This is a genomic window from Vreelandella sp. GE22 (assembly GCF_968212445.1).
This window is the reverse complement of sequence record NZ_OZ309110.1, coordinates 1,050,844-1,075,591: the sequence shown is the minus strand read 5'-3', so window position 1 is coordinate 1,075,591 and position 24,748 is coordinate 1,050,844. Positions and strand designations below refer to the sequence as shown.

Annotated in this window: 17 protein-coding genes; 6 read left to right on the top strand and 11 right to left on the bottom strand. The window is 61.3% G+C overall.

Annotation, left to right across the window (positions count from 1 at the left end; all coding sequences use genetic code 11):
* Positions 1-38: 38 nt before the first annotated feature.
* From ylqF to htpX, 3 genes are all read left to right on the top strand, one after another.
* Positions 39-1,031, top strand: coding sequence for a ribosome biogenesis GTPase YlqF (ylqF, locus tag ACWHRL_RS05100; protein WP_447528189.1), 993 nt, complete (start codon positions 39-41; stop codon positions 1,029-1,031).
* A 31-nt stretch (positions 1,032-1,062) separates the two neighbouring features.
* Positions 1,063-2,325 carry a pyridoxal phosphate-dependent aminotransferase gene (locus ACWHRL_RS05095; RefSeq protein ID WP_447528188.1) on the top strand — a complete coding sequence of 421 codons (1,263 nt, stop codon included), beginning with the start codon at positions 1,063-1,065 and terminating at the stop codon, positions 2,323-2,325.
* 120 nt (positions 2,326-2,445) lie between these two features.
* Positions 2,446-3,348 (top strand): protease HtpX, encoded by a 903-nt coding sequence (gene htpX / locus ACWHRL_RS05090; protein ID WP_447895504.1) that lies wholly within the window; start codon positions 2,446-2,448, stop codon positions 3,346-3,348.
* A gap of 5 nt (positions 3,349-3,353) precedes the next feature.
* On the opposite strand, the gene ACWHRL_RS05085 is transcribed toward htpX, so the two are convergent.
* From ACWHRL_RS05085 to pdxB, 3 genes are all read right to left on the bottom strand, one after another.
* The gene (locus ACWHRL_RS05085; protein ID WP_447895503.1) at positions 3,354-4,301 is read right to left on the bottom strand and encodes a diguanylate cyclase; all 948 of its coding nucleotides are present in this window, start codon (positions 4,299-4,301) and stop codon (positions 3,354-3,356) included.
* Positions 4,294-5,385: a hypothetical protein gene (locus ACWHRL_RS05080; protein ID WP_447895502.1), complete on the bottom strand. Its 1,092-nt coding sequence runs from the start codon at positions 5,383-5,385 to the stop codon at positions 4,294-4,296. Before ACWHRL_RS05080 ends, ACWHRL_RS05085 begins: the two co-directional genes overlap by 8 nt.
* 110 nt (positions 5,386-5,495) lie before the next feature.
* On the bottom strand, positions 5,496-6,641 hold the full coding sequence (pdxB, locus tag ACWHRL_RS05075) for a 4-phosphoerythronate dehydrogenase PdxB (protein WP_447895501.1): 1,146 nt from the start codon (positions 6,639-6,641) through the stop codon (positions 5,496-5,498).
* A gap of 66 nt (positions 6,642-6,707) precedes the next feature.
* Here pdxB and ACWHRL_RS05070 point away from each other — a divergent pair, with 66 nt between their 5' ends.
* On the top strand, positions 6,708-6,989 hold the full coding sequence (locus ACWHRL_RS05070) for a hypothetical protein (protein WP_447528183.1): 282 nt from the start codon (positions 6,708-6,710) through the stop codon (positions 6,987-6,989).
* Here ACWHRL_RS05070 and rlmKL read toward each other — a convergent pair.
* Complete coding sequence (gene rlmKL, locus ACWHRL_RS05065) at positions 6,986-9,256, bottom strand: bifunctional 23S rRNA (guanine(2069)-N(7))-methyltransferase RlmK/23S rRNA (guanine(2445)-N(2))-methyltransferase RlmL (RefSeq protein WP_447895500.1); 2,271 nt, start codon at positions 9,254-9,256, stop codon at positions 6,986-6,988. The two genes, ACWHRL_RS05070 and rlmKL, sit on opposite strands and share 4 nt — an antisense overlap.
* A gap of 354 nt (positions 9,257-9,610) precedes the next feature.
* Here rlmKL and rmf point away from each other — a divergent pair, with 354 nt between their 5' ends.
* Positions 9,611-9,820, top strand: a complete 210-nt coding sequence (rmf, locus tag ACWHRL_RS05060) for a ribosome modulation factor (RefSeq protein ID WP_447528181.1) — start codon at positions 9,611-9,613, stop codon at positions 9,818-9,820.
* Between the two features lie 93 nt (positions 9,821-9,913).
* Here rmf and ACWHRL_RS05055 read toward each other — a convergent pair whose 3' ends face one another.
* The 5 genes from ACWHRL_RS05055 to ACWHRL_RS05035 all read right to left on the bottom strand — a co-directional run bounded on the left by ACWHRL_RS05055 (position 9,914) and on the right by ACWHRL_RS05035 (position 18,644).
* The gene (locus ACWHRL_RS05055; RefSeq protein WP_447895499.1) at positions 9,914-10,927 is read right to left on the bottom strand and encodes a quinone-dependent dihydroorotate dehydrogenase; all 1,014 of its coding nucleotides are present in this window, start codon (positions 10,925-10,927) and stop codon (positions 9,914-9,916) included.
* Positions 10,928-11,091: 164 nt separating this feature from the next.
* Positions 11,092-15,918: an NAD-glutamate dehydrogenase gene (locus ACWHRL_RS05050; protein ID WP_447895498.1), complete on the bottom strand. Its 4,827-nt coding sequence runs from the start codon at positions 15,916-15,918 to the stop codon at positions 11,092-11,094.
* 151 nt (positions 15,919-16,069) lie between these two features.
* Positions 16,070-17,173, bottom strand: a complete 1,104-nt coding sequence (gene trmA / locus ACWHRL_RS05045; protein ID WP_447528178.1) for a tRNA (uridine(54)-C5)-methyltransferase TrmA — start codon at positions 17,171-17,173, stop codon at positions 16,070-16,072.
* Positions 17,174-17,212: 39 nt separating this feature from the next.
* Entirely contained in the window at positions 17,213-17,998 is a 786-nt protein-coding gene (gene murI, locus ACWHRL_RS05040) for a glutamate racemase (RefSeq protein WP_447528177.1), read from the bottom strand.
* Between the two features lie 100 nt (positions 17,999-18,098).
* Positions 18,099-18,644, bottom strand: coding sequence for a hemerythrin domain-containing protein (locus ACWHRL_RS05035; RefSeq protein ID WP_447895497.1), 546 nt, complete (start codon positions 18,642-18,644; stop codon positions 18,099-18,101).
* Between the two features lie 253 nt (positions 18,645-18,897).
* Here ACWHRL_RS05035 and ACWHRL_RS05030 point away from each other — a divergent pair, with 253 nt between their 5' ends.
* Entirely contained in the window at positions 18,898-20,232 is a 1,335-nt protein-coding gene (locus ACWHRL_RS05030; protein ID WP_447895496.1) for a replication-associated recombination protein A, read from the top strand.
* Between the two features lie 59 nt (positions 20,233-20,291).
* Here ACWHRL_RS05030 and lolA read toward each other — a convergent pair whose 3' ends face one another.
* Positions 20,292-20,945, bottom strand: coding sequence for an outer membrane lipoprotein chaperone LolA (lolA, locus tag ACWHRL_RS05025; protein ID WP_447528174.1), 654 nt, complete (start codon positions 20,943-20,945; stop codon positions 20,292-20,294).
* Positions 20,946-21,192: 247 nt separating this feature from the next.
* Complete coding sequence (locus ACWHRL_RS05020; RefSeq protein WP_447895495.1) at positions 21,193-24,663, bottom strand: DNA translocase FtsK 4TM domain-containing protein; 3,471 nt, start codon at positions 24,661-24,663, stop codon at positions 21,193-21,195.
* Positions 24,664-24,748 lie beyond the last annotated feature (85 nt).

Genomic DNA, 24,748 nt, shown 5'->3' with positions numbered 1-24,748 from the left:
GTTTTTTTGCCTCACGTTTGAGCTCGTAGGAGATATCCATGCTCGGCTGGTTTCCCGGACACATGAACAAGGCCCGCCGCCAGATCAAAGAGGCGCTGCCGGAAATTGACGTGGTCATCGAGGTCCTCGATGCGCGCCTGCCCTACTCCAGCGCCAACCCGATGCTGGCCGAGCTAACACGTCACAAGCCGGTGTTGAAGATTCTCACCCGAGCGGACCTGGCCGACCCCGCGCGCACCCAGGAGTGGGTCGACTACTTCGATGCCCAGGCAGATACCCGGGCGCTGGCGGTGACCACCACGCAAAGTCGCGAACTCAAGCAGATTCCCGCGCTTTGCCATACCCTGGCCGGCGCCGTCCGCGCCGACCGCGACGTGCGCGTGATGGTGATGGGCATTCCCAACGTCGGGAAATCCACGTTGATCAACGGCCTGGCCGGGCGCAAGATCGCCAAGACCGGCAACGAGCCTGCGGTAACCAAGCGCCAGCAGAAGGTACGTATCGACGGACGCGTAGCGCTGATCGACACCCCCGGGGTGCTGTGGCCCAAGATCGAAGACCAGGCAAGCGCCTACCGCTTGGCCGCCAGCGGCGCGATCCGCGATACCGCCATCGAGTATACCGATGTCGGTATCGTCGCCAGCGCCGAGCTTGCCAAGCGCTACCCCGAGGCGCTCACTGCACGCTACAAGCTCAAGGACTTGCCCGTTTTCGAGGCGCCGGAAAAACCCCAGGACGTGGACGCCGACGGCCCGGCGCGGCCGGACTTTCTCGCCCTGGCGGGCTTTGACGGTCACGCGATTTTAAAAGAAATTGCCGCCAAACGCGGCGGGCTGCGCGCCGGTGGTGTGGTCGACCTGCACCGCGGTGCCGAGGTGCTGCTGCACGAGCTGCGCGACGGCAAGCTTGGCCGTATTACGCTGGAAACGCCGGACGACATTCCCGTCACGCCTTTGCACGATGACGCCGAGATTGACGCAGACAGCGAAAGCCCCTCAGCGCATAATGGCGAACGACCTATTGACCGCTAACCCTACTGATCAAGGTAGTTTGGGACACTTCATGGATACGCCGCAGCCTGTAGAATCGCAGCCCTCAGAGCCCCAGCCGCTCAAGAAATCTCACAAATTGCATAATGTCTGCTACGACATCCGCGGGCCCGTTCTCGACCACGCCAAGCGCCTGGAAGACGAAGGGCAACGGATTTTGAAGCTCAATATCGGCAACCCCGCCCCCTTCGGGTTCGAGGCGCCGGAAGAGATTTTGCAAGACGTGATGCGCAACCTGCCCACGGCGCAAGGCTACTGCGACTCCAAAGGGCTCTATTCGGCGCGCAAGGCGATCATGCAGGAGTGTCAGCGCAAAAATATCCCGGGCGTGGGGATCGAGGACATCTATATCGGCAACGGTGTTTCCGAGCTGATCGTAATGTGCATGCAAGCGCTTTTAAACGATGGCGACGAAGTCCTGATCCCCGCACCGGACTACCCGCTTTGGACCGCCTCGGCCCACCTTTCCGGCGGCCACGGCGTTCATTACCGCTGCGATGAGCAGGCCGACTGGACGCCGGACATCGCCGATATTCGCGCCAAGGTCACCAGCCGTACCCGGGCGATCGTACTGATCAACCCCAACAACCCGACCGGCGCGGTCTATCCTCCGGAAGTCGTCAAGGAAGTCTTGAAAGTCGCCCAGGAGCATCACCTGGTGGTTTTCTCGGATGAAATCTACGACAAGATTTTGTACGACGGCGTCGAGCATACGGCGACCGGGGCGCTGGCCGACGACGACCAGCTCGTGATCACCATGAACGGGCTTTCCAAAAGCTACCGCTGCGCCGGGTTTCGCTCGGGCTGGATGACCATTTCCGGAACGCTTGCCAAGCAGCGCGCCCGGGATTTCATTCAGGGGCTGACCATGCTCGCCTCGATGCGCCTGTGCGCCAACGTACCCGCCCAGCACGCCATTCAAACCGCGCTTGGCGGCTACCAGTCGATCAACGACCTGGTACTGCCCGGCGGGCGGCTGCTGGCCCAGCGCGATATTACCGTGGAGAAGCTCAGCGCGATCCCCGGGGTCTCCTGCGTGACGCCCAAGGGCGCGCTCTATGCCTTCCCCCGCCTGGACCCGACGATCTTCAACATCAAGGATGACCAGCAGTTGGTCCTCGATTTGCTACTCCAGGAGAAGATTCTGCTGGTCCAGGGCAGCGCCTTCAACGCGCCGGATACCGATCACGTGCGTATCGTCACCCTGCCCTGGGCGGACCAGCTCGGCGACGCCCTGGACCGTTTCGCCAACTTTTTATCCCGCTACCGCCAGTAAGGCCATGAAACTGCCGGGCAGCAAACGACTCTAACAGCACGGTTTTAGACATCGCCTGAAACCGTATCGAAAAACCGTTTTAAAGACTTGATTCGACAAGCCTAAAGGGAGAGAACGACGATGATGCGTATCATGCTGTTTCTGGCCACCAACCTGGCGGTGGTGCTGGTTGCAAGCTTTACGCTGCGCCTGTTTGGCGTGGAGGGCTACTTACGTGGCCAGGGGATCAACTTTACAAGCCTCTTGCTGTTTTGTTTCATCATCGGCATGGCGGGTTCGCTAATCTCGCTTTTGATGTCGAAGTGGCTAGCCAAGCGCTCGACCGGCACCGTACTGATCGAATCGCCTTCTAATTCGACCGAGCAGTGGCTGGTGGACACCGTCGCCGAGCTTTCCCGCGAAGCGGGCATCAAAACCCCGGAAGTGGGCATTTTTCCCGCCCAGCAGTCCAACGCCTTTGCCACCGGCTGGAAGAAAGACGATGCGCTGGTCGCCGTTTCGGCGGGGCTTTTGAACCGTATGCGTCCGGACGAGGTGCGGGCAGTACTGGCCCACGAAATCGGCCATGTGGCCAACGGTGACATGGTGACGCTTGCGCTGATTCAGGGCGTGGTCAACACCTTCGTGATGTTCTTTGCTCGCGCCGTGGCGCACCTGCTCGACGGCTTTTTGAAAAGCCGTGGTAGCGAAGGCGGCCTCGGCTTTATTGGCTACTTCGCGGTGGTCATGGTGGCAGAAGTCGTATTTGGTCTGATCGCCTCGGCGATCGTTGCCTGGTTTTCCCGCTTTCGCGAATACCGTGCCGATGAAGCCGGGGCGCGGCTGGCCGGCGCCAGCGCGATGGTCAACGCGCTAACGCGCCTAAAAGCCGAAACCGAAATGCCCGACCAGATGCCGGACACCATGCGTGCCATGGCCATTACCAAAGGCCAGACCCGCTCGATGATGGAGAAACTCTTCGCCAGCCACCCGCCTCTGGACGAACGCATTCGCGCACTAAAAGAAGCCGCCTACCGTCATTAGCGCGGTCAAACGAAGGGGGTGTAAAGCGCTGAGCGTGCACACCCCCGGCCGGCGGCCTTGGCATCGTAAAGCAACTGGTCGGCGGCTCTTATCAGTAAAGACGCTTCGCCTCCCTCCATGCGCCGCGCAGTGGCTACCCCCAAGCTGATGGTCACGATCGGCGCTACCTCCGAGCCTATATGAGGAAGGGCCATCGCTCGAATGGCCTTCTCGAGTTCAATCGCCTTGCGCGTGGCATCGGCCAGGTCGGTGGCCGGCAAAAGACAGGTAAACTCCTCGCCCCCGTAGCGCGAGACCAAATCTCTGGGGCGATTCAAATGCGCTTTTATGGTCGAGGCGATGATTTTAAGACACTCGTCGCCGGATGGATGACCGTAAATGTCGTTATAGCGCTTGAAGAAATCGATATCGATAAAGAATACCGACAAAGGCAGTTCATCCTTTTGACAACGCTGCCACTCGATATTGAGAAGTTCATCGAAATAGCGCCGATTGGCAACGAGCGTCAACCCATCCTGCAGCGCAAGCTCCAGCAGCCGGTGGTTCTCCTGTTCACGCCGCTTGAGTACGGCGGCGGAAATCTGCAAAACCGTCGACCTTAAAAGCTCCGTGCTTTCGTCTTCCATGGCCGGGTGTAGCGGTGGCGTGTCCCGATTACTTTGGGCAATACGAAAAACGTGACCATTAGCCCCCGGGTGCTGGGTGACCCGTATCGACCGGCGGCTATTGATATATTCAAACGCCGGGGGCGGCTCCCCGTACATGGTCCAGGACAGGTCCAGCGCCCGCTCGGGAAGCAGGCAGGCGGCGCTAATGGCGCGCGCACTGACCCCGTGGTCAAGCAAGGCGGCGGCCTCGGCAAACTCTTCCGTAAATCCCGAGTTCCAATCGACCAGCCCACCCCGGTCATCGAAAACCGAGACGCTTTGGTTAAAAGCCTCGGGTTTACTCATGCAGTTCGCCGCGCTGCAGTTCTAGCCGCTCGGCTGCCAGCGCCGTCCCCTCCACGCGCGCGCGAATTTTAGCAAAGGCGGTTTCCCGGGGTGTCGAAACATCGTCGCAAAACGGGGAAAATCCGCAGTCGTCGGTGGTACCCAGCTGCGCCAGAGGGATGAAACGGGCCGCTTGCAGCACACGCTCGCACACCTCTTCGGCGGTTTCGATGTGCGGGCTGTTGACATCGATCACCCCGATAAAGGCGCGCTGCCAGGGTTTCAAATAGCGCGCGATGATTTTCAAACTGCGTTCCGGGTCTTTTTCCGACGCCATCGCGATATAGAAGTTACCGACCTTGAGTTCAAAAAGGCTCGGCAAAAGCTCGGCGTAATCCACGTCAGCGCTATGGGTCGCGTCGTGATCGGCACCAGGGCAGGTATGCACGCCAAGGCACTGGCGCTCTTCATCGCTAAGGCGCGCCAGTACCCGGTTGTTGAGCTCGATAAAGCTATTGAGTACGCTGCCGCTGGGGTCGAGCTTGAGCGAAAGGCGTCCTTCGGTAAAATCGATCTGTACCTTTTGGGCGCCCGCGGCGAAGCAGCCGCGTATCTCTTTTTCCTGCTCATCGACCAGGTCATCGAGAAACGCTTCGCGGCTGTAGCCCTCGATCCCATCGGCAGGATAGAAAAGACTCAACGCCGATACCGAAATAATCGCCTGCTTCATGGGCAGCTCGGTATGGGGTCTGGCCATCGCCAGGGAATCGGCGGCGGAGAAAGTGTAGCGAAACGGGCCATTGATCAACCGCGGTAAGCGGCGGACATGGCCATCGCTAAAGGGAATCTCGAGGCCATCGGAGGCAAAATTATCGCCCCCTTCCACGGAATAAGTCGCAAAGCTATGGGTCTTGCGCTGCTCGCCATCGGTAATCATGGGCGAGCCGGTGGCCTCGAGCTCGAGCATCGTCTGCTGAACGGCTTCGTCATAAAGGGCATCCATGACCGCTGCGCCGATTTCACCCGCATCGAACCGGTGCTGTGCCTGAATCAACTTATTCAAACGGGGTATGCTGCCAATGGGTTCTGTCGGTAACGTCGTCATTGATTGTCCACCACCTTATTGTACTCAGTTTAATTTTTAGTTGATTTCAAGTACGTTGCCCAGTCGGTTGGCAGGCTTTTGCCCGTTTGATGCTTTAACGTTACAGCCCATCATGCCGTCAGTACGTTGAAGCCTGCTCCTCGCAGCATGCCCTCGAGCGCTAACGCCTCGCCGGATAGCCTCACCTGAAGCGTGGCAAATTCGCGGCGTAGCGGATAGTTCGCCCGGCAGGCATCGAATCCTTTTATCACGCCCTCCTTTCGTATCGCGTAGGCCAGCGCCTCATGGTCGCGGCGAACATCGTACACAGCCCGTATACACAACCGTAGCGCATCTTCGGGGGGTAGCGCTCCTTGCAGCGTTATCGCCGCCAAAGCCGGTGACGGGCAGATGTCACTGAACGCCGGGCCGTCGGCGCTCTCTAGATACTGCGAAAGCGCCCGCTCGATCATCCAGGTGCCGCGCAGCTTCCCATCCAGACTGTGACCGGCAATGTGCGGCGTTGCCAGCGACACCCGCGCGCAAAGGTCCATGTCGATGGCGGGTTCGTTCTCCCAGACGTCGAGCACCGCCGTCATATCGCCACGCTCGGTAAGCCGTTTGGCGAGCGCTTCGCCGTCCAGGCAGTCGCCACGGCCGGCGTTGATCAGCACCGTGCCCGGGTTGAGCGCGCCAACTCGTTTGCCACCCAGCAGGTGATGAGTGGCGTGCTCGCCCTGGCGGACAAGGGGCGTGTGCAGGCAGATCACATCGCTTTGCTCGATCAGCGTATCGAGATCAACGAAACCACCGCCGCCCTCCCGCTTTGCCCGCGGCGGGTCGCACACCAACGGCGCAAGTCCCAGCGCTTTCAGCCGCTCGACCAGTCGCCCACCTACGTTACCCGCCCCCACTACGCCTACGCGGCGCTTTAAAAGCGGCCAGCCTTCGCGCTCGGCCAGGGTCGCCAGGCTGCTCAATACGTAGTCCACCACCGCCTCGGCGTTGCAGCCCGGGGCGCTTGAAAAGCCGATGCTGCGCTTACTCAAATAATCGAGATCGATATGGTCCACACCGATGGTACAACTGCCCACAAAGCAAAGCGGACTGTCCTGGATGAGCGCTTCGTCGACCCGAGTGATCGAGCGCACGATCAGCGCATCCGCATCGGCCAGGTCCTGGGATGTAATATCGCGACCGGGCCGGCGTGTAATCGTGCCCAAATGGCCAAAGCAGGCCTCAGCAGCGGGAATGTTGGCGTCAATGACAAGTTTCATAGGCGTTTGCGCGTCCGGCCTTTACAATATGCGGGAAAAAAGCGTTGTGGTTCAAAGGAGAGTGTTGTGATCGTACGCTGGGAAACCGACCATGACTATGTCCTGGTGCATATTCATCAGGACATGTTCGGCGACTGGATTTTTAGCCGCGCCTGGGGGCAGATCGGCACCCAGTTTGGTGGGTTGAAGCATCAGTTGGCCGACACCCGCGAACAGGCGCAGATGTGGCTCGATGACGAGGCCACCATTCAGGCCTCGCGGGGGTTCGATAAAGTGCTGGAGGCCGCCGACGATACGCCGGAGGCCCAGGACGCCATGCGCCAGCTTTCGCTACTGGATGCGCTTTAAGCCTTGTGGCTAAGCGTGAAGACGTGGTGCAGGTTCGTACGCCGGGCAAAATCCGGGTCGAAGGTTTTGCCGGTGATCTCTTCCACCTGGTAGCGCTCGCTAACCGCCTCATCGAGCTTGAAGCGGCGCTGGTTGTTGGAAAACACTAATGTGCCGCCGGGCGCCAGCCGCGCCATGGCAAGCTCGATCAACCGCGGATGATCGCGCTGAACATCCAGGGTGTCGCGCATCTTCTTCGAGTTGGAGAAGGTCGGCGGATCCATAAAAATCAGATCGAAGCGGGTATCCGCGTTTTCCAGCCAGCGAAAACAGTCCTCGCGCACCACCTTGTGGCGGCGCAGATCGAGATCGTTCAATACGAAGTTGTCTTTCGCCCACTCGAGATAGGTTTTGGACATATCCACGCTAACGCTATCGCTGGCGCCGCCGAGCGCGGCCTGCACCGTCGCCGTGGCGGTATAGCAGAACAGATTCAAAAAGCGTTTACCCGTGGCCATTTCGCCGAGCATCCGCCGTACCGGGCGGTGATCGAGGAAAAGCCCGGTATCCAGGTAGTCGCGCAGGTTCACCCATAGCCGGGCACTGCCCTCTCGAACCTCGAAACGCTCGTTACTGGCATCCCGCTTTTGGTACTGGGCGCTACCGCTTTGGCGCTCGCGGCGCTTGATATAGATATCGGCCGGGCGAACGCCCAGCGCTTCGGGCAGTACCTCCAGCGCATCGAAAAGCCGCTTCTGGGCCTGGGCGGCGTTGACCGTTTTCGGTGCTGCGTACTCCTGCACGTGCACCTTGCCGGCGTAGCGGTCCACCGCTAGCGCGAACTCCGGCATATCGGCGTCGTACACGCGATAGCAGGTTTCACCGCTTTGCTTGAGCCACTTTTTCAAACGCTTTTGGTTCTTGGCCAGCCGGTTGGCAAACATCCGGGCGTTTTCAGAAACGTGCCTTTCGGTTGCGGCTTCAGTGGCCTTATTGGACGCGTCCTCAGGAGCACGGCCCTCGCTCGGCCCGCCCTCTTCGCTACCCTGCGGGCCGGCCTCGCCCTCGCTTCCCGATTGAGCGCTGCGCGGGGGTGCTTTGCCTTCGCCAATGGCCATCAGCAGCAGCTTGGCATCCAGCGCGCCGTTTTTCAGCGCGTACTGCTTGTGGGCGCGAAGACCGAGCCGGTGACCAAGATCCGGGTTGCCGGTAAACAGCGCAAGCGTCCAGCCCGGGAACAGCGCCTTGGCTTTATCACCAAGCGTGGCGTAAAGGCCCACCAGCTCGGGTAGCTCGCCAAGCCGCTCGCCGTAAGGCGGGTTGGTGATGAGTAGCCCGCTTTGGCTCGTTAACGCCTCGGGGCGGCTCAATTTATTCAAACTCTGCCCGTCGAGCTCGATCAGTGCGGGCACGCCGGCGCGCATGGCGTTGGCCCGGGCCGCGGAGAGCGCCGCCGGGCTCTGGTCGAAGCCGAAAAGCGTCGTTTTGCAGCGCTTACGTCCGATCGAGGCACGCGCCTCGGCTTCACGCTTGAGCTCCTGCCAAATAGCCGTGTCGTGGCCCGCCCAGCCCTGAAACCCGAAGCGCTGACGGTGAAGGTTCGGCGCCTGGTCGGCCGCCATTAGCGCAGCCTCGATCAAAAGCGTCCCCGAGCCACAAAGCGGGTCGACCAGCGCCTCGCCCTGTTTGGCGCGCTCGGGCCAGCCTGCGCGCACCAAAAGCGCAGCGGCCAGGTTTTCCTTGAGCGGCGCGTGGCCGACCTCCTTGCGGTAGCCTCGGCGGTGCAGGCTGTCGCCGGAAAGATCGATACCCAGCGTCAAATTCGACCGGTGCAGGTGGGCGTAAAGACGCAAATCCGGCGCTTTGGTGTCCACGTTGGGGCGCGCAAGCCCGGCCAGCGCCAGCGAATCCACCACCGCGTCCTTGACCGTTTGCGCCCCAAACCGGGTGTGGCGAATCTGCTCGCTGCGCCCGTGAAAATCGACCGTCAGGGTTTTACCCGACGCGATATGCGACGGCCAGCTCACGGCAAGCGCCCCGTCGTATAGCTCGGCGGCGCTTTCCACCAGCGGTGTGCGGCCAAGGATCAAAATGATTCGATTGGCAAGCCGGGACCAGAGGCAGGCGCGGTAGGCGCAGGCCAGGTCGGCGCTAAAATAGACGCCAGCGACCGTGGCCTTGCAGCCACCCCCTCCCAGGGCTGCGAGCTCCTCCATGAGCAGGCTTTCGATGCCCTTGGGGCAGGTCGCTAAAAAATCCAACGGGGCGTTTTGGCTGGGCTCGGTCATAAGTCTGGCCGCGCGTAACCGCGCGAAATTCCTATATATGGCAAATGTATTTACATTAAATGACAATTTTGGGTCGACAGCGGCCCCAATCATGGGCTAACAATAAGACAGTAGCTACTGAAAACGCATGCGTAATCTGTCAGGGTTTATAGCCGGGCAAATTATTGCCTCAAAGGTTTCACTTTAAACCCATGGCTTGTCGGGATTGAATGGCCGCCGTTTCGCACGTGAGTGCCAAGCGCTTGGCAGCTGATCAAACTCGCTCTTGAAGTAAGCTCCGAAACGGCGGCCGGCCACTCTTCTCACTCCGGCATACCGTTTCATACCCAAGGCTTTCATAAAAGAGGTCAGCCAATGAAACGACAAAAACGTGATCGCTTCCAGCGGGCGTATGTTCATGGTTATAAAGCGGGGGTTTCGGGTCGCTCCCGGGACGATTGCCCCAGTCAAGAGGTCAATTTACGCGAGTACTGGATGAGCGGTTGGCGTGAAGGTCGCGGCGACCAGTGGGACGGTATGACCGGCGTTTCCGGTATCCACAAAAACCCCATGGTCACCACCTGACGATTCCCCCTTCAAAAGCTAATTGAACCGATCGAGCCCGCTCATTTTTAAGCGGGCTTTTTCATGCCTTGCGCTTACTCGCAAGCGCCATTCCTACCTTTGGGCGATTGCCTTGGCACAGCGGCGTACCAGGCCCGGGCCTTCGTAGATGAGCCCGGAGTAGAGCTGCACCAGGTCCGCGCCAGCGGCGAGCTTTTCTCTGGCCTTTTTCGGGCTGTCGATACCGCCGACCCCAATGATCGGCAGCGTCGGCAGATGCTCCCGGAGTGTGCGAATGACGGCGTTGGAGGGCTCGAACACCGGACGACCGGATAACCCGCCGGCCTCTGCGGCGTGGGCGTGGCCTTCGACCGCCGCGCGCTCCACGGTGGTGTTGGTGGCAATCACGCCATCAAAACCATTGTCCGTGATACTTTGCGCCACCAGGGCGATTTCATCGCTGCTCATATCCGGGGCGATCTTGATCAAAAGCGGCACCTTGCGCCCGGCCTCCAAATTCAGCACGTTGCAGCGCTCGCGAATGGGTCCGAGCAGCGCATCGAGCTGGGCTCCGAACTGTAGCGTACGAAGCCCCGGCGTATTGGGCGATGAAACGTTCACGGTGACGTAGTCCGCCACGCCGTGCACCGCGTCCAGGCAGACGAGATAGTCCTCCAGCGCCCCATCCACCGAGGTGGTGAGATTCTTGCCGATGTTGACGCCCACCAGCCCCGCATAGCGGCGCTTTTTAACCTGCTCGACCAGGTGAGCCACCCCCTTGTTATTGAAGCCGAAGCGATTGATGAGTGCGCCGTGTTTGGGCAGGCGAAAAAGCCGCGGCTTGTCGTTGCCCGGCTGGGACTTGGGTGTGACCGTGCCGACTTCGACAAAGCCAAACCCCAGCGCCCCCAGCGCATCCAAATGGTCGGCGTTTTTATCGAGCCCGGCGGCCAGGCCTACCCGGTTGGCAAAGCGCAGGCCCATCAGCTCGACCGGGTCACTTACCGTGCTGCCGTACAATTTTTCCACTCCGCCGGCCTTGTGGAGCGCATCCAATGCGCGAAGCGTGAGGCCGTGGGCATTTTCAGGGTCCAGGCGGAACAGCAGCGAACGGGTAAGCTGATACATCAAGGGCTCCAGGCGGGTATGGGCGGTAAGCATCGAGGGCGGGCGGCGATTATAACGTAAAGCGCCAGCGGGCGCAGGGCCGCGCCCCGGCGCTTTTACAAGGGCTCATACAGCACAAAAAAAGCGCCCCGCTGAGCGGGGCGCTTTCGAGCTTGAAAGCCTTTTTAGCCTTCGCTGCCGCTTTCGGCCAGATCCACCAACTCGCGAACGGCGACGGCGAAGAGTGCAAAGCCGCCCTCAGTGCCACCGTGCACCTCCTCGACCAGGCTACGCCAACGGCTGTGCAGGTCCTTGTGCTGCTCGAGCCACTGATCGACCAACTCTTGGGTATCGCGGCTGCCGGCGTCCATTTTCAGCACGCTGATGGTCAGCGCCAGCTGCTGACGGTCGATGTCATCGCGGAAGGTTTCCCGCGCCTGGGCCTGCCAGGCATCGCGCACCTCGAGCTGGGTGACCTGACGCGTCATCCAGGGAAGCTCCAGGCGATTGCCGATCTCATAGAAGACCTCGGCAACGCGCTGGGGTTTTTCGTTGGTGGTGCGCGCGGCATAGATGATGCCGAGCCCGGCGTAGAGGCTCGGCGCGCCGGCAACGGTGGATGCCAGCGTTTCGGGTACGCCCTCTTCCTGAAGCTGATCGCGGCGCTGTTGCCACTCCTCCTGCTCATCGCCGCTCAAAAGCTCGCCAATCCCTTCCTGAAGCTGGGTCAAGCGCGGGGCGAAGTACTCGATGGTGTCCTGGGTGGAGAGCCCCAGGTGCAGGCGCACGAACCAGCGGGTGGCACGGCGGATCAGACGCATCAAATCGAGCATCATGGCGTACTGCACGCGGTTGGGCACCTGGTTGTCCAGCGCCTCGATCTGCTCCCAAAGCGCCTTGAAGTTGAACGCGTCACGAGCGATGACGTAGGCGCGGGCGATATCCGCCCGGCCGGCGCCGGTGGAGTCGATCAGCCGGCGCATGAAGACGATGCCCATGTGATCGACCAGGTCGTTGGCCACCTGAGTAGCGACGATCTCACGCTTCAAGCGGTGCTCGTACATCTCGTCCTGGTAGCGCTCGACCAGTATGGAGGGGAACAGGTGCTCCAGGTAGCGGTGGACATAGGGGTCATCGGGGACGCTGGACTGCACCAGGTCGCCCTTCAACGTGCTTTTCGCGTAGGAAATCAGCACGGAGAGCTCGGGCAGGGTCATGCCTTCGTTGTTGCTTGCGCGCTCTTTGAGAATCTCGTCCGAGGGCAAGAACTCGAGTTCACGGTCGATCTGACCGGCGCTTTCGAGTTCGCTGATAAAGCGCCGGTACGGGCCGGACCCCTGACGCGACAGCCGTTCGGAAAGATCGATCGCCTGGGTTTGCCGGTAGTTATCCAGAATGACCAGCTCGCCTACTTCGTCGGTCATTTCCGCCAGCAGTTCGTTGCGCTGCTTGTCGGTCATGTCGCCACGCTTGACGATCTCGTCGATCAATATCTTGATATTGACCTCGTGATCCGAGCAGTTCACGCCGCCGGCGTTATCGATGAAGTCGGTATAGACGCGCACGCCTTTACGCGCGGCTTCCATGCGACCGCGCTGGGTCAGGCCGAGGTTACCGCCCTCGCCCACCACGCGGCAGTTAAGCTCGCTGCCATCGATACGCAAGCCGTCGTTGGCCTTGTCGCCCACGTCCGCGTCGCTCTCCTCGGAGCCTTTCACGTAGGTGCCGATACCGCCGTTCCAGATAAGATCGACGTTCGCCTTGAGCATTGCGTTGATCAGCTCATTGGGCGAGAGCTTCTCGGCCTCGATACCGAACACCTGGGCCATCTCTTCGGTGATCGTGATCGACTTCGCGCTGCGGCTGAATACGCCGCCCCCCTTGGAGATCAGCTCTTCGCTGTAATCTTCCCAGCTCGAACGGGCCATATCGAACATCCGCTTGCGCTCGGCGAAGGCCGCCTCGGCGTCCGGATTGGGGTCGACGAAGATATGCAGATGGTTGAACGCGCCGACCAGTTGAATCTTGTCGGAGAGCAGCATGCCGTTGCCGAACACGTCGCCGGCCATATCGCCGATGCCGACCACGGTGAACAGGTCGCGCTGGGTATCCAGATCCAGATTCTTGAAGTGACGTTTAACCGACTCCCAGGCGCCCTTGGCGGTAATCGCCATCTTCTTGTGGTCGTAGCCGTTCTCACCGCCGGAGGCGAAGGCGTCGCCCAGCCAGTGGCCGTACTCCAGCGAAATAGCGTTGGCGATATCGGAAAACGACGCCGTGCCCTTGTCTGCCGCAACCACCATATAGGTGTCGTCATCGTCGTGGCGTACCACGTTTTGCGGCGGCACGACGGTGGTGCCGTCGAGATTGTCGGTCACGTCCAAAAGCGCACGGATGAACGTCTGGTAACAGGCGATCCCCTCTTTTTGCTGGGTTTCGCGGTCAGCGTCTTCCGGCATGCGTTTGCAAACAAAACCGCCCTTGGCGCCGACCGGTACGATGACCGAGTTCTTGACCTGCTGCGCCTTGACCAGGCCCAGTATTTCGGTGCGGTAATCCTCGAGACGCTCGGACCAGCGCAGCCCGCCCCGGGCGACCTTACCGTTGCGCAGGTGCACACCCTCGACCCGCGGCGAGCACATGAAAATCTCGTAGACCGGGCGCGGCTTGGGCATACCGGTGACTTTAGTGGGCTCGAGCTTGTAGGCGATATAGTCCTTGAAGCCGCCCTCCGGGGTTTTCTGGTAGTAGTTGGTGCGCAGGGTCGCGTTGATCAGCTCCATCATGCGGCGCAGCAACTGGTCATCGCTGAGACTCGCCACGCCTTCGAGGTGCTCGATCAGCCGCGCTTCGCAATCCGCTGTATCGTGGGATTCGGCTTCGGGGTCGAAGCGCTGCTTGAAAAGCGCGACAAGGGTCTGGGTGATCTCGGGATAGCTTGCCAGGGTCGTCGCGATATAGGCCTGAGACATACCGAAGCGAATCTGCTTGAGATAGCGGGCGTAGCCACGCAGCATCGCCACTTCGCGCCAGTCCAGCCCCGCGCCGAGCACCAGTCGGTTGAAGGTGTCGTTGTCCGCTTCGCCCGCCCAGATACGCTGAAACGCTTCGCTGAAGACATCGCGCATTTGGCTCATGTCGACGCCGCTGCGGGTGTGCTCGAGCTCGAAGTCGTGAATCCAGTAGCGCTGTTTGGGGCCGTTGATGTCGTAGGGGCGCTCGCCCAGCACGCGAAGGCCGAGGTTTTCCATCATCGGCAGTACATCGGACAGCGGTATCTGATCATCCCGATGGTAGAGCTTGAGGTTCATGCCGCCGGCCTGCTCTTCCATCGGCCGGTAAAGCGACAACGACAGCTTCCTGTCGCCTTCGAGCGCTAGCAGGTGCTGAATGTCGAACACCGCCGTGCGCGCGTTGAAATCCTCCCGGTAGCTTGCCGAGAAAGCCTGCTGGAACTCCCCCATCAAGCTATTGGTGCGCTCTTCGCCAAAGCCTTCGGTCATGGCTTCGAAGAGCTCGTCGCGCCAGCTGCGCGCCAAGCGGGCGACCTTTTTCTCCAGCCGCTTCAGGTCGTACTCGCTGGGCGCGTCGCCCTTGAAGCGCAGGATCAGCTGGATACGCGCCAGCACCGACTCCGAAAGATAGGTGTTGAAGTCGCCAAAGCGCGCGTCGAGCTCGTCGCAGAGCATGGTCTGAATGCGCTGGCGCAGGTCGGTGGAGAACACGTCCCGCGGCACGAACACCAAGCACGAGTAAAACTTGCCACTCACGTCGGTGCGAATGAACAGACGCACCTGGCGGCGCTCGCGAATATTCAGGATACCCAGCGCGGTTTCGGCCAGCGCCTCGGTGCCGATCTGGAACAAATCATCCCGCGGAAAGACTTCCAGCACCTGCAAAAGCTGTTTGCCGTTGTGGCCCTGGGGGTTGAAGCCCGCAATGTCCATCACCGCCTTGAGCTTACGGCGCAAAAGCGGAATGTTGCGCGGCGATTCGTTGTACACCGTGGCGGTGAACAAACCGAAAAAGCGCCGCTCGCCGGTCACGTTACCGTCGTCGTCGTAGCGGTCGACGGTAATGTAGTCCGGGTAGGTCGGCCGGTGAACGCGGCTGTGGTGCGCGCTCTTGGCAAACGAGAGAAGCTGTGGCACCAGCACGAAGCCTTGGCCGTCTTCGTCCACGCCCTCTTCGGTGCGGATGCGCTCGCGATAACGCGCCTGGTTGAGGCGGAAAACCCCCAGCACGCTCTCGGGGTCGCGTTGGAGATCACCGTCGCGCAGGTGGTACTCGTCGTAGCCCAGGAAGGTGAAGTTGTCCTTCAACAGCCACTCCAGAAACGCGATTGCCTCTTCGTGGTCGTCCGGGTCGACCTGGGGCGGGCAGTTCTTCTCGAGCTCCTGGATCGCCGAGGTGATCTGGTTACACATGGGATCGAAATCATCAACGGCGGTGCGCACGTCGCGCAGCACGTTGTTGAGCTTCTCTTCCATGCTCGAAAGCGCCTGGCGGTCGGTGTGGCGGTCCACCTCGATGACGATCAGCGACTCCTTCGCTTCCGGCGCGTCGACCTCGCGGGGCGAGGTGAGCGTCTCGAGTTGATCGCTCGCGTCACGAGCCACGGCGAACACCGCGTTTTGAATCGCGTGGACGGTCAAGCCCCGGCGGTTGAGCTCGATACGCACCGAATCGACGAGAAACGGCATGTCCTCGTGCAGCACCGCCACGAAAGTATGGTTGGACTGCCAGCCGTGCTCTTCGAAATCCGGGTTGAAGATACGCACTTTCGGGCTATCCGGGTCGTGGTACTGTAAAAACTGCCAAATCGAAAGCGTGGCGCCGTAGAGGTCGTCCAGTCGGCGGTTAACGAAATCTTCCACCGGTACGGTCGCGTAAAAGTGCCGCGCGAAGGTTTCTACCTGGGCCGCCCGGTCGGGTTCCAAGCGCGCCTCCAAGCGCTCTTGCAACTGCTTTAAAAGATCTTGCCGACTCTCTTCACTCGCAACGTAGTGCATCCATCACCTCGATTGCTGGGCCCTTGGGCCGAAAAACGAACAGTTACAGGCCGTAAGGCCACGATACCGGTTAGCTTACGCGAATAGGCCGCGCCGCCCTACTGCTGTATCAATTTGCTTATAGAGTATGTCGCTTTCGCATTACGCACGCCTAACGGCGCTTCAAGATCACCCCACACTCGCAGTGATGGGTGAACGGAAACTGATCGAACAGCGCAAAGCGCTCGATCGTGTGCGTTTTGGTAAGCGTTGTCAGATTATCGGCAAGCGTTGCCGGGTTGCATGAAATATAGACGATCTGATCGTACTCGCTGATCTGCTCGCAGCTTTGCTGATCGAGCCCCGCGCGCGGCGGGTCGACCAGCACGGTCGAGAAGTCGTAGGCGTCCAGGTCCATCTCGGCCACGCGCCGCCCGATCTTCTCGCCTTTCAGCGCCAGCGAAAAGTCCTCCGCCGACATGCGCGCAACGAACGCATTCTCGATGCGATTAGCGTCGATATTAACGTTAGCACTTGCAACCGACGTGCGGGAGATTTCCGTGGCCAGCACGCGGCGGAAATTCTGCGCCAGCGCGATGGTGAAATTGCCGTTACCACAGTAAAGCTCGACCAGGTCGCGCTCGTTCTGCCCGGTGGTGGCCTCCATCGCCCAGCCAAGCATCGTTTGGCAAATATGCGCATTGGGCTGGGTAAAGCTGTTTTCCACCTGCTGGTAGTCGAACGTGCGCCCGTTGACGTTCAGGCGCTCCCAAACGTGGTCGCGGGTCAACACCAGGCGCTGCTTGCGCGAGCGCCCGATGATCATGATACCAAGCGCGGCCTCGAGTGCGCGGGCCTCGGCCTCCCAGGCCTCGTCCAGCGGGCGATGATAAATCAGCGTGACCAGCGCCTCGCCGCTTAGCGTGGTGAGAAACTCCACCTGAAAAAGGCGTTTGCGCAGCGTGTCGCTTTGCAAAAACGCCTCTCTGAGCTTGGGCATCAGCTCATTGATGCGCTCGCTTGCCACCAAAAACTGATCCAGGCGCACGACCTTCTTGTCCTTGGGGTCCTCGGGATTGACCTCGAACATAGCGTAGTAAAGGTCGTCGCCTTCATGCCAGATACGAAACTCGCAGCGCTGGCGGTAGTGGCTGGGCGGCGACGGATACACCTCCAGCGCGGGCGGTGAAAACGGTGCGAAAAGCGCCTCGACGGAGACACGTTTGTCTTTGAGCTGCTCGTCATAGCGTTGGGGGTCGACAGCGGGAATAGCCAAAACGGCTCCTTATACATTAATCAGAAACGCCCCGGGCACTCAGGGCAGCCGTAAACATTGGGGGGGCTTGAAGCCAAAATCGGCAAAACCGGCGGTCAGGTGGCCGGCCGTGGCGGTGGTAAAGCAGCGCCCATCGAGCGGGCCGGTCGAGCGCGGGGCAACGTCGAAGACGCGACGGGCGATGGCATCGCCGGAATCGACCCAGGTAAGCGCGGTGGGCGCCAGCTCTTCGAGCAGCGGCTTTAAAAGCGGAAAGTGGGTACAGCCGAGCACTACGGTATCAAGCGGTGGAGACGCTTCGAGCGCCTGCCACAAAGGCGCCAGCGCACGCTGGATGCGCGCTCGGTCGACAGGGGTTCCGGCAAGCCAGGCCTCGGCTTCGACCACCAGCGCGTCCGCGGCTACCCTGGTCACCAGGCAGTCGCTGGCAAAGCGCTCGATCAAATCCTGGGTATAGGGGCGATTGACCGTTGCGCTGGTGGCCAACAGGCCAATATGGCGGGTTTGGCTTAAGCGCGCGGCGGGCTTGATCGCCGGTACGGTGCCAATCACCGGAATATTCAGCGCCTCGCGCAGCCCGGCGAGCGCCAGGGTGCTGGCGGTGTTGCACGCGACCACCAGGGTACTCGCCTCACAGGCGCTTACCGCCGCTTGGCAAACACGCAGAATACGCCGGGCCAGCGTGACATCGTCGCGCACTCCGTAGGGGAGCCAAGCGTTGTCGCAGGCGTAGCACATGGCCGTATCGGGTTGGCGCCTGTAGAGCGAGCGAGCCACGGAAAGCCCGCCCACGCCGGAATCAAAAATCAGGATAGGCCCGCTCATTGCGCCCCGCCCGGCCTGAGAGATGGGTTAGCCACAGCGCCCTCGAGTGTTTAAAAAGACGCCAGTTTAACACGCCCGCAAAGCCTGGGCGCGAACGCCGCTATACGGCGGGCACGTCGGCGCCGCGAAGCTCGTCGTAAAGTTCCGGATAAGCATCTTGCAGGCGCTCGAGTTCCTGCTGCGCTTTGCCGGGAAGCGCCTGGCTTAGCTCTTCCAGGTCCTCTTGAGTGAAGTACTTGTCGATCAGCGGAAAAAGCTTTTCACGCTCGTGGCGAAGGTAGCTGCGGTGTGCATCCAGGTAGGTATTCAGGTCATCGCTAAAGCGGTCCATCGGCAGCACGTTATCCATCAAAATCATGTCGATATCGTCGGAAAGCTGCGCAAGGCTCGGCTTCAACTCACGGTAGTCGCTGGCCATTTTCTCCATGGAGGGCAACTCTTCCGGCGCTTTCTCTTCGAGGCGCTCCACACAGATTTTCTCCAGGGGCGTGGCGAAATCATTCATGTAGGACAAAATGTAGTCGACGACTTCGCGCATCAGGTTGAAGTTGGGCCGTTCGCCCTGCGCCAGCGTTTTCTGCTTGAGCTGAAGCACATGAAGCATTCGTGCCATATTGGCATGATCCAGACGCAACTGATTTAACATGACGATCTCCTTGAGGTGTGGTCGAGCCTTTTGCTTCAACGCCCTGTAAAAGCCCTAAAAACGCGCTGGGGAGGCAGTTTCTACTACGCTAATGAACACGGTAAGATTGAACATGCGCCCGGCCGGGCGGCTTTGCAAATGCGGTGATCAAAGGCATTGCGTTACCAGATTACGTCCTAAAATAGCCTGCCGCAACGCGCTTTGCCATAGCCCCAAGCCTGGGCTCGACTGACACCGGAAGACGGAAGTAGACATGGACCTTTTTGAAAGCGCCTTTGAACCACCTGCCGAGGGCGCTCCGCTCGCCTTTCGTATGCGCCCACGTCACCTGGACGACTACGCGGGTCAACAAGCGCTGGTCGGCCCCGGAAAACCGCTGCGCCAGATGGCCGAATCGCAAACGGTGCGCTCGATGATTCTCTGGGGCCCGCCCGGCGTCGGCAAAACGACCCTCGCCGAGCTTCTGGCGCGCGCCTCGAGCGCCGAGCTCGAGCAGCTAAGCGCCGTGATGGCCGGCGTCAAGGAGATTCGCGGCGTCGTCGAGCGCGCCCGACAAACCCGGGCGCAGACGCTGCTCTTTTTGGACGAGATTCACAGGCTCAATAAAAGCCAGCAGGATGCGCTGCTACCCCACGTCGAATCCGGGCTTTTGACGCTGATCGGCGCGACTACCGAAAACCCCTCTTTCGAGGTGAACTCGGCGCTTTTATCGCGTACCCGGGTATACGTGCTCAAGCCGCTCACCCAGGAGGAACTGATTGGCGTGATGCGCCAGGCACTGGAGGATACCGAGCGCGGCCTGGGCCGGCGTGCGATCGACCTGGAAGAGGGCGTGCTGGAAGCCCTGGCCCACGCCGCGGCGGGCGACGCGCGCCGGGCGCTGGGTCTTTTGGAAACCGCCTGCGACTTTACCCGGCAAGAGGGCGAGCGCGAAGTGCTGCACAAGCAAGCCCTGGCGGATGTGATCGGCCACCAGTCCAGCGCCTTCGATAAACAGGGCGACGGCTACTATGACCTGCTCTCGGCGATTCACAAATCGATCCGCTCGTCGCGCCCGGACGCCGCGCTTTTATACATGGCGCGCTTTATTCAGGGCGGCGGTGACCCGCTGGACGTGGTGAGACGACTTTGCGCCATCGCCTCGGAAGATGTGGGCAACGCCGATCCAAGGGCGCTTCCGCTGGTGATCGCCGCCTGGGATGCCTATTTGCGGCTGGGCGATTATGAGGGCCAGCGGGCGATTGCTCACGCGGCGATCCACCTGGCGGTAGCGCCCAAGAGTAACCGCATCGACCGCGCCTGGAACGCCGCGCAGCAGTTCGTCAAAAACCAGCCCCAGGTGGATGTGCCAAGCTATTTGCGTAACGCTCCGACCAAACTGATGGAGGAACTCGGCCACGGCGAAGGCTATCGCTACGCCCACAACGAACCAGGCGGCTACCCGGCGGGCAGCGCCCACGACTGCTGGCCAGACGCGCTACCCAATACGCGCTTTTTCGAGCCCAGTGATCATGGCCAGGAAAAGCGCTTTGCCGAGATCATGGCCTGGCGCGAAGCCCAGGACGCAGAAGCCGATCAGGCGCCCTGAGGCGCCTGATCGGTGGTTGCTGATATCAAAACAAAGAGACGCGCTGGACGCGTTTCGGGTCAGTAACTTTCGCGAATCACATCGGTGCCTTCGGGGATTTCGAAATCGAACAAACTGGTGTCGATACGCCCGTTTTGAACCACGTTGTTGAACGCAATCGCGGTACGCTGGCCGGTGCTGTCGGTCATTAGAAGCTCGGTCAGGGTCTCGCCCTCGAACACCATGCTCAGTTCTTCGAACAGCGTATCGTTGGAGGTCGGGATCAGCGTAAAGATATCCTCGCCCCCCTCCTGCTCATAAAATACGTCGTAGCTTTCGGTCAGATCAACGGTACTGCCCGAGAGCAACAGCGCCGGCGTGTGCGAGACGCGGTTATCCATCGCCTGCACGGTTACCTGCTCCAGATCCGGGTCGTACAGATAGACTTCATCGCCATCGGACACCACGACCTGGGCGTAGGGTGCTTCGACTTCCCAGCGCAACATGCCCGGGCGAGAAAGCCACATCTCACCACGCGCCTGCTGCAAGCGCTCGCCTCCGCTGCCGCTGATTTGCTGCTCGAAAGACGCCTGATAGCTCTCCAGCGGTTCGAGGCGCTCGGTGAGGCGCTCGGCGGCGTCGTCGGCAAGCGCCAAAGGCGATGCAAAGCCAAGGCCCAGCGCGCTGGCGGCCAGCATCAGCGAAGAAGAACGTCGAGTATCTGTGTCGCTCATAACCTTACTCCCTAGGCAGTGTTGCCAAATAGCGGTCGTCCTCGAATGAGTCAATACTCAAACGGGCAAGTACTTAAATTGATAAGTACTTAAAATGATTAGTACTTAAAATGATTAGTACGCAGTGCCGCGTTAATGCTTGATTGGTAGGACTTTTAACGTCCTTGTCCATACTCAGACGCGTCTTACGCCCCGGGGTTTCATCCGGGGCGCGACTTTCACGCTTGTTGCACGATTGCCCGCGTCGTTACTGGCCAACCGGCGGCGGCGCCAGCACTTCTCGGGCACCGTTAGAGCCCATCGACGACACGACTCCGGCGCCTTCCATGGCTTCGACCAGGCGCGCGGCGCGGTTGTAGCCGATCTTGAAACGGCGCTGCACGGCAGAGATCGAGGCCTTGCGAGTCTCGGTGACGAACTGCACGGCTTCGTCGTAGAGCGCATCCTGCTCGGCATCGTCATCACCGCCCCCCTCAGCCTCGAGCCCGGCCAAGGCGTCCGCCGAGACACCGCCGGAGAGAATCTCATCGATATACTCGGGCTCGCCGCGACGCTTCCAATCTTCCACCACCCGGTGTACCTCGTCGTCGTCCACGAAGGCGCCGTGCACGCGGTTGGGCGGCCCGGAACCGGCGGGTAGGTAGAGCATGTCACCGTGGCCCAGCAGGCTCTCGGCGCCGCCCTGGTCGAGGATCGTGCGCGAATCGATGCGTGACGAGACCTGAAACGCCATGCGGGACGGAATGTTGGCCTTGATCAGACCCGTGACCACGTCCACCGACGGGCGCTGGGTGGCCAGAATCAGATGGATACCCGCGGCCCTGGCCTTCTGCGCCAGACGTGCGATCAGCTCTTCCACTTTCTTGCCGACGATCATGAACATATCGGCAAATTCGTCGATCACCACCACGATATAGGGCAGCTTCTCGAGAATCGGCGGGGTCTGGTGCATCTCCCAGGGCTGGGGCTCCCAAAGCGGGTCCGCCACTTGGGCACCGGCGCGCTCGGCCTCATCGAGACGGGCGTTGAAGCCGGCGATATTACGCACGCCCATCGCTGCCATCAGCTTGTAGCGCCGCTCCATTTCGGCCACGCACCAGCGCAGGCTGTTGGCGGCCTCTTTCATATCGGTGACCACCGGCGCCAGCAAGTGTGGAATGCCGTCGTACACCGAAAGCTCGAGCATTTTCGGGTCGACCATGATCAGCTTGAGCTCGTCCGGCGTGGCCTTCATCAACATCGAAATCAGCATGGCGTTGACACCCACCGACTTACCCGAGCCCGTAGTACCCGCCACCAACAGATGGGGCATCTTGCCCAGATTCGCCACGACCGGGCCGCCGCCGATATCTTGACCCAGCGCCATGGTCAAAGGCGAGCTCTCCTGCTGGTAGCGCTCGGAGTCGATGACTTCACGCAGGCGAATCATCGCCCGGTGCGGGTTGGGAATCTCGATACCCACGGTCGGGCGGCCGGGAATCACCTCGACCACGCGCACACTCTTGACCATCAGCGAACGCGCCAGGTCCTTGGCCAGATTGCTGATCTTGGAAACCTTCACCCCCGGTGCGGGTTTGATCTCGAACCGGGTGATGACCGGACCCGGCCAGGTATCCACGACCTCCGCCTTCACGCCGTAGTCGCGCAGGCGCACTTCCAAAAGCTCCGCCATGTCCGAGAGCTCCTGGTCGGAGTAGTTGGGCTGGTGCGGCTCCGGCGGGGTCAGAAGCTGATAGCTCGGCACATCGCCTTCGGGCTCGTCCTCGGTCTCGAACGCCGGGCGCTGGTTTTGCAGGTGCTCGACGGTCCAGAGCGCCGGCCCGGTATCCGGCTCCTGGGCTACCCGCTCCGAAGCGAAAGTGGGTTCTTGGCGCGTAGGCCGCGGCGCTACCGGCGGCTCCGGGGCGGGCTCAGGCTCTTCGTCATCCTCCCACACGGGTTCCGGGACTACCTCAGGCACCCGTTGAGCGCCGCTGACCGGTGCGGGCTGTGTTTCGCGCGCGGGCGTGGCATCCGGCGTTTCATCGAACGCTTCATCGTCATACGACGCGTCGACGTACTCGTCATCGATATAGAAACGTGAATCGCTGGCCGGCGCCGCCTCGAGTTTAGAGGCGCGCAGCGGCAGTGGCTCGTCTCCGGCCTCGTCGGCGCTGGATGGAGCAGCTACTTCGCGCTCGGGCATGGGCGGCTCGAACGGCGGTGCTTGCTCAGCGGATTCGGCGTCGTAAAACGGCGCGGCTTCATTGAAGGGTGCAGCGCGGTCCGGCGCGGTGTCATCGGTCGTCGCAGCATCGGCTGGCGCAGCGTCGGCTGCCGCAGCGTCGGCTGCCGCAGCGTCGGCTGGCGAAACTTCGTCGCGGGCGGAGATCGCGAAAGCATTCGAGGGGCGCGGGCTTTCAAACGCCGATACCGGCTCAGAAGCAGCCGGTTCAGAAACGGCCGGCTCGCTCTCTTCTTCATCCAGCGCCGCTTCCGGCGGCTGTACAAAGGCGGCCGGGCGCTCGGTCTCGGGCTCTTGTGGCGTGGGCGCTTTTTCGGCGGCCTTCTCGGGCGCTACGTCGGGCTCTGGCGCCACGGCAGATGCCGGTGCGTTCTGCTGCTCCTCGTTGGGGGCCCAGGCGGCCGGGCGCGGCGGCTCCTCAAGGGGGGGCTCAGCTTTGGCAGGTGTCGCGGGGGCCGGCTCGGGATCCGCTGGCGCCACGGGGCTTGCTTGCTCACTTGGCGGCGGGGTAGTGCCGGCCGCGACCTCCCAGGGAATCGAGGTGTCGGTGGTCTCTTCGGCCTCAGGTTCCTGATCGAAGGCCATCATGCTGGGCTCGCGGCGGCTGCCCGCGCGTGCGGGTTTGGGTGTCGGCGCCTCGCTGCGCGCCGCCACTGGCGCCTCTTCTTCTTCCTCGTATGCCGGCGCCTGGTCGTCGCGCTCCTTGCGGGTGCGCTCCTTGAACTTGCGCTTGGCTTCTTTGGAGGCGGCCTTGACCGCGGCGCGGTCTTCGCGTTTTTGCTTACCTCGAGCGCGGCGCTCGCGCAGCGAGCCGCCCAAACGACAAAGCCGCTTGCCCAGCTCATCGGCAACGTTGAGCCAGGACATGCCGGTAAACAGCGGGAAGCCGATCAGAATCAGCGCGGCGGCGATGAGCCCTACCCCGCCGCTACCCACGAGCGGGCGGAGCGTGCCGACCAGCCCTTCCCCCAGAATACCGCCAGAGGCGTAAGGCAAAATGCTTTCCGGGTGATAAAAGTGCAGCGCCCCCAGCATGGTGGTGCCGAACATCAAAAGCACCAGCCCCCCGGCGTGCACCGCAATGGCGACCGGGTCGAGCTCGAAGCGCACCTGGCGCGAGCGCATCAGCCACCAGGCGGCAAACCCGAACATGCCGGGCCACCAAAGGGCACTGGCGCCTAACAACGAGTAGAGTACGTCGGCAAGCCAGCCACCGACCGGGCCCATCCAGTTGCGCACGTCGGTTTCCGGCCCCTGGTAGGACCAGCCCGGGTCTTCCGGCTGATAGCTAAATAGCGCCAGCAATAAAAACACGCAGAGCGCGAGCAGGACCACCACCACGCCTTCGCGCATGGAACCTTGCAGGCGCAGGCCAAAACGCCGCGCCTTGTCTTTGGCGGCTTTGACCCGGGCCGATTGAGCCGGCTGGGCCGACGATGAAGGTCGACGCGAACCGCCCTGCGTTCGCTTGTCTACCGTCTTGTTTACTTTCAAGCGATTCTCCCTTTACACCTGGTGGCGTCGTTAATCCACTTGCGAGTTTGCATCATACCGAGCATCCTTTCGCCATCACAGCGCT

What these genes read in the sequence shown, in the direction of transcription:
- ACWHRL_RS05050 (WP_447895498.1), bottom strand. Translation starts at nt 15,918, where the DNA reads ATGCACTACGTTGCGAGTGAAGAGAGTCGGCAAGATCTTTTAAAGCAG.
- ACWHRL_RS05095 (WP_447528188.1), top strand. Translation starts at nt 1,063, where the DNA reads ATGGATACGCCGCAGCCTGTAGAATCGCAGCCCTCAGAGCCCCAGCCG.
- rlmKL (WP_447895500.1), bottom strand. Translation starts at nt 9,256, where the DNA reads ATGACCGAGCCCAGCCAAAACGCCCCGTTGGATTTTTTAGCGACCTGC.
- lolA (WP_447528174.1), bottom strand. Translation starts at nt 20,945, where the DNA reads ATGAGCGACACAGATACTCGACGTTCTTCTTCGCTGATGCTGGCCGCC.
- pdxB (WP_447895501.1), bottom strand. Translation starts at nt 6,641, where the DNA reads ATGAAACTTGTCATTGACGCCAACATTCCCGCTGCTGAGGCCTGCTTT.
- htpX (WP_447895504.1), top strand. Translation starts at nt 2,446, where the DNA reads ATGATGCGTATCATGCTGTTTCTGGCCACCAACCTGGCGGTGGTGCTG.
- ylqF (WP_447528189.1), top strand. Translation starts at nt 39, where the DNA reads ATGCTCGGCTGGTTTCCCGGACACATGAACAAGGCCCGCCGCCAGATC.
- ACWHRL_RS05055 (WP_447895499.1), bottom strand. Translation starts at nt 10,927, where the DNA reads ATGTATCAGCTTACCCGTTCGCTGCTGTTCCGCCTGGACCCTGAAAAT.
- rmf (WP_447528181.1), top strand. Translation starts at nt 9,611, where the DNA reads ATGAAACGACAAAAACGTGATCGCTTCCAGCGGGCGTATGTTCATGGT.
- ACWHRL_RS05080 (WP_447895502.1), bottom strand. Translation starts at nt 5,385, where the DNA reads ATGACGACGTTACCGACAGAACCCATTGGCAGCATACCCCGTTTGAAT.
- murI (WP_447528177.1), bottom strand. Translation starts at nt 17,998, where the DNA reads ATGAGCGGGCCTATCCTGATTTTTGATTCCGGCGTGGGCGGGCTTTCC.
- ACWHRL_RS05035 (WP_447895497.1), bottom strand. Translation starts at nt 18,644, where the DNA reads ATGTTAAATCAGTTGCGTCTGGATCATGCCAATATGGCACGAATGCTT.
- ACWHRL_RS05085 (WP_447895503.1), bottom strand. Translation starts at nt 4,301, where the DNA reads ATGAGTAAACCCGAGGCTTTTAACCAAAGCGTCTCGGTTTTCGATGAC.
- ACWHRL_RS05030 (WP_447895496.1), top strand. Translation starts at nt 18,898, where the DNA reads ATGGACCTTTTTGAAAGCGCCTTTGAACCACCTGCCGAGGGCGCTCCG.